1 protein-coding gene is annotated in these 243 nt (G+C 42.8%); it reads left to right on the forward strand.

Translation table 11 applies throughout. From position 1 onward, the window contains the following. Window positions 1–49: 49 nt before the first annotated feature. Window positions 50–243 (forward strand): hypothetical protein (locus H5232_RS23855; protein WP_182795049.1); only part of this gene is annotated, 194 nt, incomplete at its 3' end.

Genomic DNA, 243 nt, shown 5'->3' on the forward strand with positions numbered 1-243 from the left:
TTTACAGGTCGCGTATTACACGAACTTGGTTCAGGACAAGCCCAATGGCGTGAGAATAAGTAGTAAAGCCACTACCCTAAGCTTATGTTCTATAAAGTATTCGCAGAGGCAGCCCGTAGCTCATGGCCCAGAAGAAGACGCTGAATTCACCACTAAAAACCAACAACGCGAGCTTTTTTACAATCAGCCAGAACAAGCTGAAGCAAATGAGCAATGGCAATCACAATTAATAAATGGATATAG

It is taken from the genome of Pseudoalteromonas sp. SG41-5, from assembly GCF_014164495.1.
GTDB classification, from domain to species: Bacteria; Pseudomonadota; Gammaproteobacteria; order Enterobacterales; family Alteromonadaceae; genus Pseudoalteromonas; species Pseudoalteromonas rhizosphaerae.